Raw genomic sequence first — 15,324 nt, 5'->3', positions numbered from 1 at the left:
GCCCCGTACCCCGAGGGGACCGGCGGCCCCCTCGGGGTTGCCCGGCTGCCTATTCGTCGTCGTCATCGTCGTCGCGGCGGCGCTTCTTCTTTCCGTCCCGGCCCGGGCGCAGGAGCGCCTCGGCCAGGGCGAGCACCGTCTCCTCCAGGGAGGAGAACCGCTTAGTGATGTCGTCGTGCGAGTTCTCGACCGCCTCGGTGACGGTCTCCTCGAACTCCTGGCGGTCCGGGTGCTGCTTGAGCTCGCGGATGACCGGCTCGACCGCGGAGGTGACGTGCGCGTCGATCTCGTCGAGCTTGCCGGAGTGGTCCAACAACGGGCGCTCGGTCAGCTCGGTGAGGCGGCGGTGCAGCTCGCTGACCTCCAGGGACTGGGGCAGCTGGTTGAGGCGCTGGTTGAGCGCCTCCAGGCGGTCGTCGATGGCCTCCATGCGGCCGTCGACACCCTCGAAGTGTCCGCTGACACCCTCGAACTGGCCCTCGACCCCGTTGACCCGGCCGTCGAGCCCGTCCAGGCGGCCGTTGAGGCCGTCGATCCGGCCGTCGACCCCGTCGATCTTTCCTTCGATGCCCTCGAAGCTGCCTTCGAAGTGCCCTTCGAAGGTGTCGAACCGGTCGGTGAGGCGGCCGAGCTCGTGGTCGACCTTGCCGGTGATCTGCGACAGGTGGTTGTCCACCTTGCTGTTGAGGCCCTCGCGGTGCCGCTCCAGCCGCTCGTCGAGCGCGGTCCGGTGGGACTCGGCCTGCTCGGTGAGCGCCTCGGTCAGCGACTGGTGCCGCTCCTCGACAGAGTCGGCCAGCTTGGAGTGCTCCGCACCCACGAAGCCGCGCAGTTCGGTGAGGTCGGTCGCGACCTTCTCCGCGTCCTCGGCGTTCCGGGCGGTGAGGGCGTCGATGCGCTCGGCCACCGAGGCACGCAGCTCCTCGGCCGTGGCTTCGGCGTGCTCGCGGGTCTCGGTGCGGCCCAGTTCGAACTGCTCGTCCAACTCGGCGAGACGCTGGCGCAGGTGCGATCGGAGCTCGTTCAGGGACTTGTCGTGGTTCTCGCGCAACTTGGCGAGCGAACCGGTGACGTCGGCGACGGCGGCCGTGGCCTCCGCGTGGTTCTCCTCGGCCTGGGTGTTGAGCTGGTCGACGCTCTCGGTGACCTTGCCGGTCAGGGTCTCGTGGCGCTCCTTGGCGGTGGCGGCGAGGTCGCGCAGCTCCTGGGCCAGGGTCTCGTGCCGCTCACCGGAGGAAGCGGCGAGCGTGCCCAGTTCCTCGGTCAGGGCAGTGGTGCGCTCGCCCAGCTCGCCGGTGTTCTCCTGGAGCTTGGCCAGCAGGGCCTCGTACTGCTCCGCCGTGCGCTCCTCGACGAAGCCGCGCAGCTCGGCCGTGCGCTCTTCGAGGGACGCGGTGAGGGAAGAGGTGACGTTCTCACCGAGCGCGGTGCTCGCGGCGTCGAGTGCCTCCCTGCTCTCCTTGACTGCGGCGGACAGGGTTTCACGGCTCTGCTCGATCGCCTTGGCGAGCTCGTCCTTGCTTTCGGACAGGCCGGTGCGGATCGTGCTGCCGAGCTCCTCGTGGCGCTCGCCGAGCGTGGTGTCCAGCGAGGTCAGCGAGGCCTCGATCGCCTCTGTCCGGCTGTTCAGGGTCTCCAGGGCCGTGTCCAGGGCGTCCAGGCGGGTGCCGAAGGTCTCGCCCAGCGCGTTGACGCGCTCGCCCAGGTCGGCGACCTGTTCGGCGGTGCGGTTGCCGGTCTCCGCCATGCGCTGGAGGCGGGTGAGAGCGGTGTCCAGGTGCCCGGCGATGCGGTGCGTGTCCGCCCGCAGCGAGGGCATCTCCGACAGGGGCTTGATCTGCTGACCGACGACCTCTATGTGCTCGGCGAGGGTCTCCGCCCACTGCGGCGGCCGGGCGAGGAAGTCGTCGATCCGACCGTCGACCGCGGTGATCGACTCGGCGAGGGAGGCGAGTTCCCGTTCCCGCAGTTCCCGGAGCAGCCACTCCATACCTTCGAGCCGTTGGCGCATCTCCTCGCTGACCGCACCCTGGGACTTCTGTTCGGAGACGTGCTCCTGGGCCGCCTGGGAGAGCAGGTCACGCATCCGGTCGGAGACACCGGCCTGACCTCCCCCGGTGAGGAAGTTGTGATTGGTCTGTTCCACCGAGTGCTCCTTATGGTTCTGGCGCTCCCGTCCGTGCCCGGATCATTGCACGGGGATTCCGCCGGGAGGACGGGTTCCCGATGGTCCCCGGCTGAGCTTCGGCCCGCGCCACTTGTGTCCCAATGTGACCAAAGCGTGACTTTGCGTATGCACGGCGGGCGCGGTGCGTGTGTTGGCTGAACCGCGCGGCGGATCCAACAAACACGGCCTTCCGGGGGAACCCATGAGAAGGGAAAGAATTCAGCGGCGCCAGTTTAACGACACCACCCCTGCCATCCCCAGGGGATGGCCAAAGATGTGGGTGTGGGAGGTAACGATATGGTCTGCGCGCCGTGTGCGTGAATGCGATCGAGGGCCTGGCGTCGACGCCACCGGGCCGGATCAGGGGGCCGCTGAGGCCTCCAGATCGCGGCATAGCAGGTAGAAGGGCTTTTCTCCAATGCGGGTGAGAACGATCGTCACCGATTCCGGTCCGGACGCCCGTAGGTCCCGGCGGAGTTTCTCGGTATCCACCGCCGAGCCGCGTTTCTTGATTGTTACTGTTCCGGCCCGATGGGAGCGTACGGAGGAGCGCAGGCGCTTGAGGGAGAAGGGCGCGAACTCCACGACCTCCAGTACGCGCCACAGGGCTGAGCGCGCCGCCTGGTCCGAGGTGAAGTAAGCGATGCGCTCGTCCAGCAGTGCGCCGTCGACCCGGGCAGCCGCCTCCGCCACCAGGTGGGACCGCACGACGGCGGGGTCCGGGTCGTAGAGGTAGCGCCGTGCGTCGGCAACCGGAGCGGGGCCCAGGTCGGGGTCGGCGTCCAGGTGTGCCACCGAACCTTCGCGCGCGAGCAGGCCCGCGCGCTCGTGCAGCACGGTCGCCCGTCGGCGCGGACCCGGTCCCTCGGCCAGGGCGCCGAACCACAGCGCGGTCTCCTTCAGCTCGCCGTCCACCGAGATCCACTCGGTCGAAGCCGCGGGGGAGAGCGCCTCGTGCGGGATGCCGGGGGCCGCCTTCAGACAGGCCGCCTCCGCGCTTTCGGCCAGCCGCGTGGCCACGTCCCACGGGGGAGAGTAGGCGGAGGGGTCGAACACCCGGCCGCGACCGCCCCGCCGGGCCGGGTCGCAGAACACCAGGGGGTAGTCGCCCGCCGTGTCAGCGTCGACCTCTCCCTCACGGACCCGGGCCTGTTCCGCCAGCCCGAGCGCTTCGATATTGGCGCGGGCCACCGCCACGGTCAGCGGATCGGCGTCCACGCCCTCCACCGCTACGCCCTGTCCGGCCAGAGCCAGCAGGTCGGCCCCGACCCCGCAGCACAGGTCGCCCGCCGGTGTCCCGCTGCGGACCCCGGCGGGTAGGAACCGGGCTGTTCGCTGCGCGCGATACTCGGCCACTGAGCGGCGCGTGGACTGCTCCAGGCCGTTCGGGGTGAAGAACATTCGCTCGGCGTTCTCCCCGAATTTGGCCCGTCCTCGTTCGCGCAGGCTGATCTGGGTCATGACCGCGTTGACCAGCTCCGACACCGGGATCTCGGGGTTGAGGGCGGCCACGCGCGGGTCCTCGCGCAGGCGTGAGGCGGTGGCCAAAGCGTCCTTGGTGGCGGCCGTCGGATCCACCCCCGCCAGGACCTCCCGCCCCGCTTCGGTGAGCAGCGCCGAGAAGGCGGGCACGCGCATGGATCCTCCTGCTGTGGGCACGACCGTGTGGTGGAGCCGCCCCCCGTGGTCAGGGCTCCCTCCACATTTCCATTCTGGCACTCTCAGGGGTAGAGTGCTAAATGCGACGAGGCCGGTCTGGCACCCGCGACGACAGGCCGCCGCGGTCGCCCCTTTTACGCAGTTGGTCCGTGCCTTCGCACGGGCTGACGTCAGTACTCCGAGACTTTGAAGGGGGAGGTCACACAGTGTCGACCGCCACCAAGACCGTGCTGAAGCCGCTCGAGGACCGCGTCGTGGTCAAGACCCTGGAGGCCGAGCAGACCACCGCGTCTGGCCTGGTCATCCCGGACACCGCCAAGGAGAAGCCCCAGGAGGGCGAGGTCCTGGCTGTGGGTCCCGGTCGCCTCGACGACAGCGGCAAGCGCGTCGCCCTCGACGTGAACATCGGCGACGTCGTCCTCTACAGCAAGTACGGCGGCACCGAGGTCAAGTACGACGGCCAGGAGTACCTGGTGCTCTCCGCCCGCGACATCCTCGCGGTCGTCGAGAAGTAGTTCTCGGCCCAGAGCCACAGGCGAAGAGCCATCGACATCCCGTACCGGTCGGCCCTCGAAGCCGGGCGGGCGGGATGTTCGTTTTTGACCCGAACGGTTAGAGGAAGCACTCACACATGCCGAAGATCCTGGAGTTCGAGGACAACGCCCGCCGCGCCCTCGAGCGGGGCGTCGACCGCCTCGCAGACGCCGTCAAGGTGACGCTCGGCCCGCGCGGCCGCAACGTCGTCATCGACAAGAAGTTCGGCGCCCCCACCATCACGAACGACGGTGTGACCGTCGCCCGTGAGATCGAGCTGGACCTGCCCTACGAGGACCTGGGCGCCCAGCTGGTCAAGGAGGTCGCCACCAAGACCAACGACGCCGCCGGTGACGGCACCACCACCGCCACCGTGCTGGCGCAGGCGCTGGTTCGCGAGGGTATCCGCAGCGTAGCCGCGGGCGCGTCCCCGATGGCCATGAAGAAGGGCATCGACGCGGCCGCGACCCAGGTGTCGGACACCCTGCTCAGCCGCGCCGTGCCGATCAAGGAGCGCGAGGACATCGCCTACGTGGCGACCAACTCCGCGCAGGACGCCCAGATCGGCGACCTGATCGCCGAGGCCTTCGACAAGGTCGGCAAGGACGGCGTCATCACGGTGGAGGAGTCCCCGACCTTCGGTCTGGACCTCGACTTCACCGAGGGCATGCAGTTCGACAAGGGCTACGTGTCCCCGTACTTCGTCACCGACGCCGACCGCCAGGAAGCCGTCCTCGACGACGCCCTGATCCTCATCAGCCAGGGCAAGATCGGCAACCTGAACGAGCTGCTGCCGCTGCTCGAGCAGGTCCTGCAGAGCAAGAAGCCGCTGCTGATCATCGCCGAGGACGTCGAGGGGGACGCCCTGGGCGCCCTCGTGCTCAACAAGATGCGCGGCACCATCAACGTCGCCGCCGTCAAGGCGCCCGGCTTCGGTGAGCGCCGCAAGGCCATGCTCCAGGACATCGCCGTGCTGACCGGCGGCCAGGTCATCTCCGAGGAGGTCGGCCTGTCCCTGGAGAACGCCGACCTGGACGTGCTGGGCAGCGCCCGCCGCATCACCATCACCAAGGACACCACGACCATCGTCGACGGCGGTGGCGAGCAGTCCGAGGTGGACGACCGGGTCCGTCAGATCCGCAACGAGATCGAGGCGAGCGACTCCGACTGGGACCGCGAGAAGCTCCAGGAGCGCCTGGCCAAGCTCGCGGGCGGCGTCTCGGTCCTGAGCGTCGGCGCGGCCACTGAGGTCGAGCTCAAGGAGAAGAAGCACCGCCTCGAGGACGCCATCTCGGCGACTCGCGCGGCCATCGAGGAGGGCATCGTCTCCGGCGGCGGCGCCTCCCTGGTGCACGCTTCGACCGCCCTGGACGACCTGGGCCTGACCGGCGACGAGGCCACCGGTGCGGCGATCGTCCGCCGCGCCCTGGTCGAGCCGGCCCGGTGGATCGCGGAGAACGCCGGCGCTGAGGGCTACGTTGTCACGCACCGCGTCTCCGAGCTGCCGGTCGGCCACGGCTACAACGCCAACACCGGTGTTTACGGCGATCTGGCTGCCGAGGGCATTATCGACCCGGTCAAGGTCACCCGCTCGGCCGTCCAGAACGCCGCGTCCATCGCGGGCATGCTGCTGACCACCGAGGTGCTGGTCGCGGACAAGCCCGAGGAGAACGAGGGCGACGGCCACGCCCACTAACGGGCTGGGTCGGCCAAGAAGGGCCGCGCTCACGAGCGGGTTCCGTTGGTAGCGGAGCCTGCTGGTAGCGACGCAGTACCGGGTGCGAACCCGGCCCGGGGGTGGAACGCGGTGGCGTCCCACCCCCGTCGCCCTACCACGCGAGTGGCGTTCGACACCCGTTCCTGTGTGCCGTTTTCAGGCTATTTTCCCAAAATGTAACCATTCCGTAGTTGGTGATTGGAGTGGTTGGGTCCCTGAGTGCGGGCATCATTCGTTACGTGACGGATACAGGCGCCCGGGGGGGCGTTACCGCGCAGCGGACTCATACGCCCGGGCAACACCACGAGGCGGATCCCGCGGCGCGCGACACGGGGTTGAACCATCTGGGGTCACTCGCCGTCCAGGGGGACGACGGGGCTATGGACTCGCTGCTGCGCGAGGTCCGCCCCATGGTGGTTCGCTACTGCCGTACCCGCTTGGCGCGGGTGGCCGGGCTGGCGCACTACTCCGACGACGTCGCGCAGGAGGTGTGCATAGCCCTGCTCTCGGCGATCCCCCGCTACCAGGACCGAGGTCGGCCCTTCGCCTCCTTCGTGTACGGGATCGCCGCGCACAAGGTCGCGGACACCCTGCGCGTCGCGGGCAGGGTGGAGACGGTGCCCACCGACACCGTTCCCGAGCAGCCGGACGACGGGCCGGGGCCGGAGGAGGCCACGGTCCGCGTGATCGAGGCGCAGCGGGCCAGAGACCTCCTCGACGAGTTGCCCGACCAGCAGCGCAGGTTGCTGGTCATGCGGGTGATCACAGGACTTACAGCAGACGAGACGGGACATCTCCTTGGCATGTCGGCAGGCGCGGTACGGGTTGCCCAGCACCGAGCTATTGCTCGGCTTCGGAAGGTGGCCCTGGCGAACCGCGTCCTCCCATAAGCACGGCCGCTCGCCCTACCCGGGCCGACGCGCCTGTGCCTCCCGCCCCCGGGCCCGCGGCTACTGCCGTTACTACCGTGGCGCCTCTCCCCGGTGACCGCTCGCCGGTGCGGTGCCCCGCGCTGTGCGGGTCGGCCCGGCGTGTCCTTCATCACTTCGTGACCGGGGTGACGGGGCGAACACCGCATTCCACCTAGGTCCAGCGGGGCGACAACCTAGGATGAGACGACACGCGGGGGCGATCCGCGCAGGTGTTGCCGGGAACAGCGGAGGTTGTGTCATGAGCCAGGACAACAGCGACTACGGGGACAAACTGCTCCCGCCGGGATTGACCTACGACGACGTCCTGCTGGTACCCGGCTACTCCGACCTCCAGCCCGGCGAGGTGGACACCGCCACCAAGCTCTCCCGCAACATCACGCTCAGCATCCCGCTGCTCTCCGCCGCGATGGACACCGTCACCGAGGCCCGCATGGCCGTGGCGATGGCCCGCCAGGGCGGGGCCGGCGTCCTGCACCGGAACCTCTCCGTCGAGGACCAGGCCGGTCAGATCGACCTCGTGAAGCGCTCCGAGGCGGGCATGGTTACCGACCCGGTCACCTGTCAGCCCGATGACGACCTCGCCGAGGTCGAGCGGCTGTGCGCCCACTACCGCATCTCCGGCGTCCCGGTCACCGACACCAAGGGAACGCTCCTCGGCATCGTCACCAACCGCGACATGCGCTTCGAGGACGACCGCTCCCGCCTGGTGCGCGACGTCATGACCACCGAGGACCTGGTCACCGCCCCCGTCGGCGTCAGCCGTGCCCAGGCCTTCGAGCTGTTGCGCAAGCACAAGGTCGAGAAGCTGCCCCTGGTCGACGCCCAGAACCGGCTGCGCGGCCTGATCACCGTCAAGGACTTCATCAAGAGCGAGCAGTTCCCCAACGCCACGAAGGACGCCGACGGCCGCCTCGTGGTCGGCGGCGCGGTCGGTGTCGGCCCCGAGGCGGAGGAGCGCGCCAAGAACCTCCTCGACGCTGGCGTGGACTTCATCGTCGTCGACACCGCGCACGGCCACTCGTCCGGCCTCGCCGACATGATCGCCAAACTCAAGGCCAACTCCCGCGCCGACATCGTCGCGGGCAACGTCGCCACCCGCGCCGGCGCCCAACTGCTCATCGACGCCGGGGCCGACGCGATCAAGGTCGGTGTGGGCCCGGGGTCCATCTGCACCACCCGCGTCGTCGCCGGTGTGGGCGCCCCGCAGCTCACCGCCATCCTCGAGGCGGGCAAGGCCTGCGGCCCCGCCGGCGTGCCCCTGATCGCCGACGGCGGCCTGCAGTACTCCGGTGAGATCGCCAAAGCCATCGTCGCCGGGGCCAGCACCGTCATGCTCGGCAGCCTCCTCGCCGGGGTCGAGGAGAGTCCGGGCGAGCTGATCTTCATCAACGGCAAGCAGTTCAAGGCCTACCGCGGCATGGGATCCCTGGGAGCCATGCGCGGCCGCTCCTTCTCCAAGGACCGCTACGCCCAGGCTGAGGTCTCCTCGGAGGACAAGCTCGTCCCCGAGGGCATCGAAGGGCAGGTGCCGTTCCGCGGACCGCTCTCCGCCGTCGCCCACCAGCTCACCGGCGGTCTGCACCAGTCCATGTGGTACGCGGGAACACGTACCATCCCCGAGCTCACCGAGCGCGGCCAGCTGATGCGCATCACCAGCGCGGGCCTGCGTGAGAGCCACCCCCACGACATCAAGATGACCGTTGAGGCGCCCAACTACAACGCCCGCTAGGAAAGGCGCTGGGCGCGCTAAGCAGCGGGCCGCAGGCAGATAGACTCGCCTCCGCGGTCATGCGCCGGTCGACCGACCGGTGCCGCACGTCAGAGGGGAAGCGAAGAGTTGGCTCAGGTGGAGATCGGGCTGGGCAAGAACGGGCGTCGTGCCTACGAACTCGACGAGATCGGGATCGTGCCCGCGCGACGGACTCGCGACCCGGAGGAGGTGTCGATCGCCTGGCAGATCGATGCCTACCGGTTCGAGACGCCCCTGGTCGTCAGCCCCATGGACAGTGTCGCCTCGCCCAAGACCGTCGTCGCGGTCGGTGAGCAGGGCGGCCTCGGCGTCCTGGACCTCGAAGGGCTGTGGACCCGCTACGAGGACCCGGAGCCGCTGCTCCAGGAGATTCGCGAACTCGACGACGTCGCGGCGACCCAGCGGCTCCAGGAGATCTACGCGGCGCCGATCCAGGAAGAGCTGATCGGCCGCCGCATCGAGGAGATCCGCGACGCGGGCCTGGTCACGGCCGCCCGTCTGTCACCGCAGCGCACCGCCCAGTACCACAAGGCCGTCGTGGACGCCGGGGTCGACATCTTCGTCATCCGCGGCACCACGGTCTCCGCCGAGCACGTCTCCGGCCGGGCCGAGCCGCTCAACCTCAAGCAGTTCATCTACGACCTCGACGTCCCCGTTGTGGTCGGCGGCTGCGCCACCTACTCCGCGGCCCTGCACCTGATGCGTACGGGTGCCGCCGGCGTGCTGGTCGGGTTCGGTGGCGGCTCCGGCCACACCACCCGCTCCGTGCTGGGTGTGGCCGTCCCGATGGCCAGCGCCATCGGTGACGTCGCCGCGGCGCGCCGCGACTACCTCGACGAGTCCGGCGGCCGCTACGTGCACCTCATCGCCGACGGCGGCATGACCGGCAGCGGTGACATCGCCAAGGCCCTGGCCTGCGGTGCGGACGGTGTCATGGTCGGCTCCCCGCTGGCCCGCGCCACCGAGGCGCCCGGCGGCGGCTACCACTGGGGTAGCGAGGCCCACCACAACGAGCTGCCGCGCGGCGAGCGCGTCGAGGTCGGCACCATCGGCGACCTCAAGTCGATCCTGCACGGCCCGGCCTCCACCAGCGACGGCTCCATGAACCTCATGGGTGCCCTGCGCCGGACCATGGCCACCTCGGGTTACACGGACCTGAAGGAGTTCCAACGCGTCGAGGTCGTGGTGAACCCCCACCGGTAGGGCAGCAGCGGACCACGATCGGCGCTGAGGGCAGCGCAGAGGGCACCCTGGACGGCCGGGGTGCCCTTCGTCTTGGTGGCGGCCGGGGTGCCTTTCGTCTTGGTGGCGGTGGCGGCGGTTTCCCTGCGGGCTGTGCGGTCGACTGGCAACGGTGTGCAACTATGGTGCGTGCTTTGGTGTCCCATGACGCGACAGTGACTTCTGCTTGGAGGACCGCATGGGTGACAGCGTGCCCGGTGCCCGCCGACGCCGTCGGCGAGGACCGGCGATCGCGGTCAGCCTGACCTTGGCCGTGTGCCTGCTGGTGACGGCGGGGGTCGTGGTCCTGGCGGGCAAGGTGTCCACCGCGCTCAACGAATGGCAGCCGCCGAGCGCGTCCTCGGCGGACCCCACAGACGGGGCCATTGAGACCCCTCCGCACGACCAGCTCACCGGCCCGCCCGCGCAGAGCGGCGTGACCGCTGAGGAGGGCGGCGAGCCCGCGGAGGCTGCTGCGGAAGACGGCGCGGGGGACGGCGCCGGGGACGGCGCCGACGAACAGTCCCGCCCCAATGACGGGACGCTCCGCCCGGGCGAGGAGTGGCTCGACGAGGTGTCGGAGAGCAGCGGGGTGCCCCGCCGGGCCCTGGAGGGCTACGCGAGCGCCCAGCTCGTGTTGGACGCGGACCAGCCCGCGTGCCAGCTGTCCTGGCCGACGCTTGCGGGTATCGGGTACGTGGAGTCCCAACACGGCACCTACGCGGGCGGTGAGCTGGGACCGGACGGGAACACGACCGTGGACATCATCGGCATCCCGCTCGACGGCACCAACAACACCCAGGCCATCCCGGACACCGACGGCGGCGAGCTGGACGGCGACACGGAGTGGGACCGGGCGATCGGCCCGATGCAGTTCATCCCGGGAACCTGGTCCACCTGGGGAGAGTCACTCGACGGCGGTGACCCGGACCCGCACAACATCGACGACGCTGCCCTGTCCGCCGCCCGTTACCTGTGCGCCAGGGACCGTGACCTGAGTTCGACGACAGACTGGGAGACGGCGGTCCTGTCGTACAACCGCTCGGGCAGCTACGTCAACGACGTCCTGGCCTACGCGCACGCTTATGCGGATGCTTCGTAGGTTTCTGCTGGGAGTTTCCTACTGGGTGCCTTACGGCCGGGGCCAAGCGGGGGTCTGCGGGGGGCGAGGGAGGGTTCTCCTGCTCTTGGGGTGTGCCCTTTTCCGCACCCGCGTGGAAAGGGGCCCCACGGGCAGGGGAACCCGCCCCCCCATGGACAGTCAGCAGGCTCTTTCATCCCATTCGTTGGCGGCCGTCTGGGTCTGTGTGTCGTTCAGACACCGAAACGCACCTCCTGCGACGTACTTGAAGGCTCTACGCCCGGAGAAGAGGTCGGGCTACACGGCGTGCACCCCCCTGTGGTCCCCGGGCGAGCTGGATCAGAGGCTGAGGACCGGCACGGTGTTCTTCTCGGTGACCCGACCGCCCGCGCTCTACGACCAACCCGCACTCCCGTGGGCCCTCGGAGGGCCTATACCTCGGAAACCCGCTGGAGCTGGCTTTGCGCGCCAGTTCGGCGATCCTGGGGCTCAGGGTTGTTGCAGGTGCTTGATGAGCGTCCGGCTGATGTCGTGGAGTTGGGCGCGCTGCTCCGGGGTGAGGACGTCGAGCAGGTTCGTGCGCATGCTCTTCACGTGGACCGGGCCCGCTTCCTCGAGGAGTTCGCGGCCCCGGTCGGTGAGGTGCGCGAACCAGCTCCGCCGGTCGTGTTCGCAGTGGACGCGTTCCACCAGACCGGCCTCGGTGAGTTTGCGGACCGCGTGGGTGATCCTGCTGGGCTTGGTGTGGGTTTGTGCGGCGAGGTCGCTCATCCGCAGGGTGTGCTCCTCGGCCTGGGACAGCAGGACGAGGAGTTCGTAGTAGGTCAGCGGTAGATCGACGGTGCCCTGGAGGTCGCGCTCCACGCGTTCGTCGAGGAGGCGGAAGGCGAGCGTCGCCGTATCCCACGTGGCGATCTCGTCGGGTTCGATGTCGCATCCGGCCATGGCCAAATGTTATCACGCTGGAATGTTGTGTGCTGAAGTATCCTGACTTAGTATCGTGCTGAATCATTCAGTGCTGGATTAAATGATCGGGAAGCACCCATGGATCCCTCCACCACCGAAGAAGCCGCACAACGGCTGAGCCGTCCCGCTCTTGCGCTCGGGATCCTTGCCGCGGCTCACTTCACCGTGTCGGTAGATTTCAACGTCGTCTACATCGCTTTACCGGAGATCGGGCGGGAGCTCGGCATCGCGCCCGTCTCGCTTCAGTGGGTCGTTTCTGCCTTCTCGCTCGGGTTCGGCGGCTTCCTGCTCCTTGGCGGCCGTGCCGTCGACCGGATCGGTGCCCGCCGAATGCTGCTCTTCGGAGCCGTACTGATGGGCGCCGCCTCGGTGTTCGGGGCCCTCGCGGTGCAGCCCTGGGTGCTTATCGCTGCTCGTGCCGTTCAAGGGCTTGGTGCGGCCTTCCTTTTTCCGGCGACCCTCGCCTTGGTCAACACCGGTTTTCGACAAGGGCCCGAACGCAACCGGGCCATGGCGGTGTGGGGGACCGCCGGGGCCTTCGGTGCCTTGGCCGGGGGAGCGCTGGGTGGTCTGCTGACCAGCGTTTTCGGGTGGACCTCGGTGTTCTGGCTCCTCGTGCCACTGACTATGGTGATCGTCCTCGTGGCGCCTCGGGTGTTGCCCGCTGATGACCGCACTCCTTCTGTGGTCGGTTTCGATCTGCCGGGGGCGGTCCTGGTCACCGGTGGTTCACTGCTGGTCGTCCTCGGGATCTCCCGGATTCAGGAGCTGGGCTGGCTCTCCTGGTGGAGTACGGGCACGGTCGCTCTGGGCTTCGTGGTCTTGGGGCTGCTTTTCCTGGTTGAACGCCGTGCGGCCGATCCCCTGTTGCCGTTGCGGCTGCTCACCACGCGGTACCTGGTGGTGAGTGTCGCGCTGGTCTTCGTCGTGATGGGGGTCGTCAACGCGCTGCACTTCGTCTACACCACGCATGTCCAGGACGGTCTTGGGCTCAGCCCGATGGCGGCTGGGCTGGGTTTCCTACCGCAGGGTGCGGTGGCCATGCTCGGGCCGGCGCTCCTGCTCCCGCTGCTGCTGAACCGCTGGGGCGCACGCTGGACCCTCTTGGTCGGGACGCTCGCGCTAGGCCTCACCTCGGTGGTCTTCGCCCTGGCCGTCGCCGCGGGTTCCTACTGGGCCGTGCTGCCCGCGGTGGTCCTGCTCGGGCTCAGCGCGGGCACGCTCTATCCGGCGATCTTCGCGGCGGCGGGATCCGACGTGGACGGGTCAGAGCAGGGTGTGGGATCGGCGATGGTGTCCACGTCCCAGCAGGTGGGTGCGGCCGTTGGGTTGGTGGCACTGCTGGCGGTTGGCGGCTCTGTTTCCGGTACTTCTTGGGCCGGCGGAGCGGCTGCCATCGCCGTCGCCTTCCTCGCTCTGGCCCTGCCGCGGAGATAAATCAGGGGTCTCGGGTGTGGCAGGATCCGCCTACGGTGGGGGCCGGTTAGCCTGAGGCCCCACCGATCGGGTAGGCGCCTTGGTGGGACACCTAGCGAGAGGGAGGACCAACGATGGCGACCACCTGGTTGGGGCCGCAAGGGCGCACCGAGGCGCTTGAGTCCATGGCGGACGAGGAACTCGACGTTCTCGTGGTCGGGGGCGGGATCGTGGGGGCGGGCATCGCCCTGGACGCGGTCTCACGCGGGCTCTCGACGGGGCTGATCGAGGCGCGTGACTTCGCCTCGGGCACCTCGAGCAGATCCAGCAAACTGATCCACGGCGGACTGCGCTACCTGGAGAAGTTCGACTTCGAACTCGTCCGCGAGGCACTTCACGAGCGCGGGCTCCTGCTCACGACGATCGCGCCGCACCTCGTCCGTCCGGTGCCCTTTCTCTTTCCCTTCGCGCGCCACTGGGAACGCTTCTACATCGGCGCAGGCGTCACCCTCTACGACACCCTCGCGCTGACCTCGCGCAACAACCGGGGGCTGCCCTCGCACCGGCACCTGTCCAGGTCCGGTGCCCTGCGGGTCTTCCCGGCGCTCAAGCGCAGCGCGCTGGCCGGAGCCGTCCAGTACTGGGACTGCCAGGTCGACGACGCCCGGTTCGTCACCACGGTGCTGCGCACGGCCGCCGGGCTCGGCGCGCGGATCGCCTCCAGGGTGCAGGCGGTCGAGTTCCTGCGCGAGGGCGAGCACGTGGTCGGCGCGACCGCGGCGGACTTGGAGACCGGGGAGCGGAAGCGGATCCGCGCCCGCCAGGTGGTGAACGCCGCGGGGGTGTGGACCGACGACATCCAGGAGATGGTCGGCGGCCGCGGGCAGATCCACGTGAGCGCCTCCAAGGGTGTGCACCTCGTGGTGCCGCGGGACCGGATCCAGGCCTCGTCCGGGATGATCCTGCAGACGGAGAAAAGCGTCCTCTTCGTCATCCCATGGGGCCGCCACTGGATCATCGGCACCACCGACACCCCCTGGGACCTGGACAAGGAGAACCCGGCGGCGAGCCGCGCCGACATCGACTACGTCCTGGACCACGTCAACCAAGTGCTGCGCACCCCGCTGGGCCGGGACGACGTGGAGGGCGTGTACGCGGGCCTGCGGCCCCTGCTGTCCGGTGAGTCAGAGGAGACCTCGAAGCTCTCCCGCGAGCACACGGTCGCGCATCCGGTACCCGGCCTCGTCCTCATCGCGGGCGGCAAGTACACGACCTACCGGGTGATGGCCAAGGATGCCGTGGACGCGGTGGCGCACGGCCTGGGCGGGGCGATCCCGTCCTCGGTCACCGACAGGCTGCCCTTGGTGGGCGCGGACGGCTACGCGGCGCTGTTCAACCAGCGGCACCGGCTCGCCCGCGACTCAGGCCTGCACGTCTCCCGGGTCTCGCACCTGTTGCGCCGGTTCGGCTCGGCCGTGCACGGCGTACTCGACCTCATCAAGCAGAGGCCAGACCTCGGCCGCTCACTGGCCGGGGCCGAGGACTACCTGCGGGCGGAGGTCGTCTACGCGGTGGAGGCCGAAGGCGCCCGCCACCTGGAGGACGTCCTGTCCCGCCGTACCCGCATCTCCTTCGAGACCTGGGACCGCGGGATCGCCGCCGCGGAGGAGGCCGCCGACCTCATGGCCGAACCGCTGGGCTGGAAGAGGGAGCAGGTCGAGCGCGAGGTGGAGTACTACCGCAAGGGCATCGAGGCCGAGCGGATCGCGCAGGAGCAGGACACCGACCAGGAGGCCGACGCCGTCCAGCACGGGGCGCCGGAGATCGTTCCCGACCTGCACATCGGGAGTCCGGGCAGCCATCCCTGACACGGCTGCCGAA

11 protein-coding genes are annotated in these 15,324 nt (G+C 69.3%); 8 read left to right on the top strand and 3 right to left on the bottom strand.

Going from position 1 to position 15,324, the window contains the following annotated elements:
* Positions 1–49 precede the first annotated feature (49 nt).
* Positions 50–2,146 (bottom strand): coiled-coil domain-containing protein, encoded by a 2,097-nt coding sequence (locus ACYVDG_RS14515; protein ID WP_460751415.1) that lies wholly within the window; start codon positions 2,144–2,146, stop codon positions 50–52.
* Positions 2,147–2,527: 381 nt separating this feature from the next.
* Positions 2,528–3,805: a THUMP-like domain-containing protein gene (locus ACYVDG_RS14510; RefSeq protein WP_460751412.1), complete on the bottom strand. Its 1,278-nt coding sequence runs from the start codon at positions 3,803–3,805 to the stop codon at positions 2,528–2,530.
* Positions 3,806–4,032: 227 nt separating this feature from the next.
* On the opposite strand from ACYVDG_RS14510, the gene groES reads away from it, so the two are divergent.
* From groES to ACYVDG_RS14480, 6 genes are all read left to right on the top strand, one after another.
* Entirely contained in the window at positions 4,033–4,341 is a 309-nt protein-coding gene (groES, locus tag ACYVDG_RS14505; protein ID WP_460751408.1) for a co-chaperone GroES, read from the top strand.
* Positions 4,342–4,457: 116 nt separating this feature from the next.
* Entirely contained in the window at positions 4,458–6,056 is a 1,599-nt protein-coding gene (groL, locus tag ACYVDG_RS14500) for a chaperonin GroEL (protein WP_460751405.1), read from the top strand.
* 260 nt (positions 6,057–6,316) lie between these two features.
* A complete protein-coding gene (locus ACYVDG_RS14495; RefSeq protein WP_460751401.1) occupies positions 6,317–6,967 on the top strand; it encodes a sigma-70 family RNA polymerase sigma factor in 651 nt (216 codons plus the stop codon).
* A 280-nt stretch (positions 6,968–7,247) separates the two neighbouring features.
* Entirely contained in the window at positions 7,248–8,738 is a 1,491-nt protein-coding gene (guaB, locus tag ACYVDG_RS14490; protein WP_460751398.1) for an IMP dehydrogenase, read from the top strand.
* Positions 8,739–8,855: 117 nt separating this feature from the next.
* The gene (locus ACYVDG_RS14485; RefSeq protein WP_460751705.1) at positions 8,856–9,962 is read left to right on the top strand and encodes a GuaB3 family IMP dehydrogenase-related protein; all 1,107 of its coding nucleotides are present in this window, start codon (positions 8,856–8,858) and stop codon (positions 9,960–9,962) included.
* 217 nt (positions 9,963–10,179) lie between these two features.
* Positions 10,180–11,082: a lytic transglycosylase domain-containing protein gene (locus ACYVDG_RS14480; protein ID WP_460751395.1), complete on the top strand. Its 903-nt coding sequence runs from the start codon at positions 10,180–10,182 to the stop codon at positions 11,080–11,082.
* Positions 11,083–11,550: 468 nt separating this feature from the next.
* Here the strand turns inward: ACYVDG_RS14480 and ACYVDG_RS14475 are convergent, their stop codons facing one another.
* Positions 11,551–12,006 (bottom strand): MarR family winged helix-turn-helix transcriptional regulator, encoded by a 456-nt coding sequence (locus ACYVDG_RS14475; RefSeq protein ID WP_460751391.1) that lies wholly within the window; start codon positions 12,004–12,006, stop codon positions 11,551–11,553.
* Between the two features lie 99 nt (positions 12,007–12,105).
* On the opposite strand from ACYVDG_RS14475, the gene ACYVDG_RS14470 reads away from it, so the two are divergent.
* Together ACYVDG_RS14470 and glpD are read left to right on the top strand one after the other, a co-directional pair.
* The gene (locus ACYVDG_RS14470; protein ID WP_460751386.1) at positions 12,106–13,464 is read left to right on the top strand and encodes an MFS transporter; all 1,359 of its coding nucleotides are present in this window, start codon (positions 12,106–12,108) and stop codon (positions 13,462–13,464) included.
* A gap of 113 nt (positions 13,465–13,577) precedes the next feature.
* Positions 13,578–15,311 carry a glycerol-3-phosphate dehydrogenase gene (gene glpD / locus ACYVDG_RS14465; RefSeq protein ID WP_460751383.1) on the top strand — a complete coding sequence of 578 codons (1,734 nt, stop codon included), beginning with the start codon at positions 13,578–13,580 and terminating at the stop codon, positions 15,309–15,311.
* The last annotated feature ends 13 nt before the right edge of the window (positions 15,312–15,324 follow it).

It is taken from the genome of Nocardiopsis oceani (assembly GCF_054777395.1).
Note: the sequence above shows the minus strand (reverse complement) of the source record. Positions and strands in the feature narration are given on the sequence as shown.

Bases quoted from the DNA above. Each gene is read 5' to 3' on its own strand.
- ACYVDG_RS14470 (WP_460751386.1), top strand. From the start codon at position 12,106: ATGGATCCCTCCACCACCGAAGAAGCCGCACAACGGCTGAGCCGTCCC.
- glpD (WP_460751383.1), top strand. From the start codon at position 13,578: ATGGCGACCACCTGGTTGGGGCCGCAAGGGCGCACCGAGGCGCTTGAG.
- ACYVDG_RS14480 (WP_460751395.1), top strand. From the start codon at position 10,180: ATGGGTGACAGCGTGCCCGGTGCCCGCCGACGCCGTCGGCGAGGACCG.
- ACYVDG_RS14475 (WP_460751391.1), bottom strand. From the start codon at position 12,006: ATGGCCGGATGCGACATCGAACCCGACGAGATCGCCACGTGGGATACG.
- groL (WP_460751405.1), top strand. From the start codon at position 4,458: ATGCCGAAGATCCTGGAGTTCGAGGACAACGCCCGCCGCGCCCTCGAG.
- ACYVDG_RS14510 (WP_460751412.1), bottom strand. From the start codon at position 3,805: ATGCGCGTGCCCGCCTTCTCGGCGCTGCTCACCGAAGCGGGGCGGGAG.
- guaB (WP_460751398.1), top strand. From the start codon at position 7,248: ATGAGCCAGGACAACAGCGACTACGGGGACAAACTGCTCCCGCCGGGA.